Raw genomic sequence first — 3,965 nt, 5'->3', positions numbered from 1 at the left:
TGATATCATTCAGGCGACGGATTGCAAGCATTGCTATCATCGAAAACGACGTCCAGCTTTAACTGATATCGGCACGTTAAAGCGTTTTCTTCAGTCCCACTCCAACTGATCGAACGCCGATAGCGCATCGCGCTGCTCGCGCGCCGTGACGTCCAGATAGGGTGAGACGTGATCGAGATGGGAGCGTCCTAACAATAGGTGAACGGTATCTAGCGAGTGCCCTTGCGCGATAAGGCGGCTCGCGAAGGTTCGGCGGCCACAATTTGCTAGGGAAACGCTGATCAATGAGCCTGTCGTCCGCATAACGGACGAGGCAGATTGCAATTTTCAGATTGACGAAGGAATTTGACGACACGCGCGATGAGTTTCGCTCGTATTCGGGCCTCACTTCCCGCGTTTTTCACACACATGACGGATTGCTCCCATGAGTCGACAGCAGCTGATTTTTCGCGATCACCAGGTTCGCCAGCGCGAACAGACTGAACAGCTGTGCCGTGTTCTTGGCTAGACCCTTGTAGCGGACCTTGCGATGACGAAACAGGTTCTTCACGACATGAAACGGATGCTCGACCCGGGCGCGGATCTGCGCCTTGGTTCGCTCAACCGCGATCACCAGGTCCTTCAGCGGACCTTCCTGCATCGCCTTGATCTTTCCGCGCTTGGCCGCCACACGCCACTTCACCGGCTTGCCCTTCATCTCGTCGCGTTTGTCCACGCCGAGGTAGCCCGCGTCGCCAAAAGCTTCCTCTTCATGCCCGTGAAGCAGGACATAGGCCTGCGACACATCCGACACGTTGGCCGCCGTGCCCACCACGCTATGCACCAGCCCCGAATCGGCGTCGACCCCGATGTGGGCCTTCATCCCGAAGTGCCACTCGTTGCCCTTCTGTGTCTGATACATCTCCGGATCTCGGCTCTTCTCAGCGTTCTTGGTCGACGGCGGCGCTTCGATGATCGTCGCGTCGACCAGCGTGCCTTCCTTCATCATCAGTCCGCGCTCACACAGCGAGATGCCGATCTCGTCGAACAACTTCCGCGTAAGCTCATGCTCGACCAGCAGACGACGGAACTTCAACAGCGTGGTCGCATCCGGCGCGTTCTCGATGGCCAGATCGATGCAGGCGAAGGCGCGCATCGCAATGCTGTCGTACAGCGCGTCTTCCAGCCCTTCGTCCGACAACCCGTACCACTGCTGCAGGAAGTAGATTCGCAGCATCCGTTCCAGGCCAATCGGCGGCCGGCCTCGCTCGCCCTTCGGGTAATACGGCTCGATGACCGACAGCAGCCGCGACCAAGGGACGACCTTCTCCATCTCGGCCAGAAAGCGTTGACGCTTGGTCACCCGCTTCTTGCCCGCACTTTCCGCTTCCGCAAAACCGATCTGCCGCTGCATCGTCGTGGGTCCGTTCCGTGAACTTCTTTCTACAACGTCCTCGGCTATCTCATCGATGACCGCCGGGTCGGATAATCAGCGTTTCCCTAGCTTCATTGAGAATATTTTTTCGGATTCGACCCTGGAAGTGCTGCAGCAAATACGGGACGGCACAAGCAGCGGCCCTCCGACTTCCTGATGTAGAAGCTTTCGAAAGAAACACGGCATTGCAGAAGAATGGTTCCGCGCGGGTTGGACAAGGCGTTTTTTCTCACATTCGGCAAATCTCGGTCACTGAATGTGCGAAGGCACGTCAGCGGTTGCCGGCCCTAACGAGACGGTCTGGAGGACTCCGGTTATCGTCGCGCGCGGATGGTGTGCTTATGAGAAACCATGTATCGACGACTACTTGCGAGGTTCGGAGGCGTTGACTGAAGTACCGTCGGCCTTACGTGCGTTAGCGACGGCCGCTGCACATCGGAAGCGAAATCGCATGCGACAATACGTAGACGGCCTTGAGGAAGTCGGCTACCGTGCAGAGCAGGCGTGTCAACGTGCGACCAATGTAGATGCGAGAGTGAAAAGTGCTGTCAGATCGGTTCATGCCGAACTTTCCGATCTGAAAAGACAGTTGCATTAACTCATTTGATAAGCGCAATCCTGCCGTAGGCTCGCTCGAAGGTCGCGTTAGCCGTCGCGCACCGGTCCGTGTCTGCACGCGTCCGCGGCATGGCTGTTGCGGGATTGAAGGTCTGGCCTCCTCGCCGCCGCCGACGTCTCCGTCATGCGGCGCGAGCAAGGTCACGTGCGCGCGATATCCTTGATTTTTCGGGCCGGCACGCCGCCGACAAGCGTATAGGCCGGCACGTTCTTCGTCACCACTGCACCCGCTGCAACCACAGCCGCCTCGTGAATCGTCACTCCGGGCAAGATCGTCGCGCCCGCACCGATCCATACCTTGTTTTCGACGCGAATCTCATGGTGATCTAGCCCCCGCCCGAGCTCGGGCGCAAACACGATATCGTGCGTCGCCGTCTCGAACGACACACGCGGCCCGATCTGCACGTCGACGCCGATCGAGATGCGGCTGTTGCGACAGGCTAGGCGCGTATCAGCGTTCAGATACGCACGGTCCCCGATCGAGATGCCGCGAATCGTTTCCTCGTTCAAGCTCAGCTCGACGTTCAACGGCCCGATGATCGTCACGTCCTTGCCAATCGCCATGCCGGCCTTGCGGTACAACGAAGCACGCATGCGATTGAAAGGGCCGTACGTCGGCATTGTGTTGCCGATGCTCATGAAGATGTGTCGTTTCAGTGCCGTCAGTAGCTTCATAGTCCCGCCTAGATCACCGCGCATCGCACCATCGTGCGCGGTCGAACACCGTAGCTCTGTTTGGGGCGCTTGCGCGGTTCGCCTGACTTAAGCCGTTCTTTGCTGGGCATGTCAAAAAATGCGCTCACTCGATAGGGCCGCCGCCATCGAATCGTTTGAGTCGGCAAAAGGCGCAATTCCGCCAGTTGCGGCTTGATCGACTGGATTCGTTCCATAGGAAACCATTATACAGAGCGCTGTTGACCACATCCCAGCGCCGTGGCGGCGGGCTCAATAGGAGACTTTGAACGTCGGGCTGCGTATGTAGTGGACTTTGCCGCCCGTTTAGCGACGACTGGCAACGCGAAACGTTCGTCGATCCGGGCAAGCAGCCGGTGCGAAAAGCGCGCGGCCCATGCCTGGATAAACCGGTCGGAGAGCCGCGAAAGCGCGTAGGAAACCACGAGCACAATGGCGATAGTCACAATGAAAAGCGCCAACGACATGTGTTTGTTGGTCCGCCCAAACACGAGCGCAAAGAAATGAAACGTCGCGTAAGTGCAAATGAAGTGCCAGAGATAAATGCCGTAGCTCTCACGGCCGATTGCCATTGCACAGGGCTTGAAGAGTCGTTGCCCGAGCGGGCCGGCGCCGCGCCCCCGGTGCGAACACACGAACAGCAGCAACCCGGCCCCGGCGCACGCCGCGAAGAATCGTGCAGATTCGTGGCCCTTCGCGAGCCACACGCCTAGCGCGGCCGTGGCGAGCGCGAACGCGAGCGCTATCGTGAGCGACAGCCACGCGACACGACGCGTGACGCTGGACGCGCCTGCGAGATGCGGGCGGAAGGCGAACCATGCCCACATCCCGACGATGAAGCAGGGCACCTGCACCGGTGGCCAGAAATAGAGAAACGTGTTGTTCGCGACATGGCAATCCGGCGCACCGTTGCAACCGACGACCCACATCACGGCCGCCGACATCGCGAGCACCGACACCGACGCGATCGCGAGCCGCACACCGTTCAGCGTGAAGAAGAAAATCAGCGGCGCCAGCAGATAGAACAGCATTTCGACACCGATCGACCATCCACCCGGCACGACGTTGTTGATCGCCGACGGCGACAGCGCATGCAGGAACAGCACGTTCAACAGGATGTCGGCAGGGCTGTGGGCGCCGAGTGTCAAATGACACAAAGTCGTCCGGACCCAAAGACCAGTTTATAAGGCACAGCGAGCAGTGCTGGACGACTTTACGTCAATTTTGATTGACGTAAAGT

The 3,965-nt window shown here is 58.9% G+C and carries 3 protein-coding genes; all 3 read right to left on the bottom strand.

Translation table 11 applies throughout. From position 1 onward, the window contains the following. Positions 1-400: 400 nt before the first annotated feature. A complete protein-coding gene (locus tag AC3WLT_RS36935; RefSeq protein WP_492596491.1) occupies positions 401-1,393 on the bottom strand; it encodes an IS5 family transposase in 993 nt (330 codons plus the stop codon). A 780-nt stretch (positions 1,394-2,173) separates the two neighbouring features. Beyond that, positions 2,174-2,707, bottom strand: coding sequence for an acyltransferase (locus tag AC3WLT_RS36930; protein ID WP_492596490.1), 534 nt, complete (start codon positions 2,705-2,707; stop codon positions 2,174-2,176). A gap of 224 nt (positions 2,708-2,931) precedes the next feature. Beyond that, on the bottom strand, positions 2,932-3,873 hold the full coding sequence (locus tag AC3WLT_RS36925) for an acyltransferase family protein (RefSeq protein ID WP_492596489.1): 942 nt from the start codon (positions 3,871-3,873) through the stop codon (positions 2,932-2,934). Positions 3,874-3,965: the final 92 nt, after the last annotated feature.

This window comes from Paraburkholderia sp. FW306-2-2C-D06C, from assembly GCF_058781505.1.
This window is presented reverse-complemented; position numbering and strand designations above follow the sequence as displayed.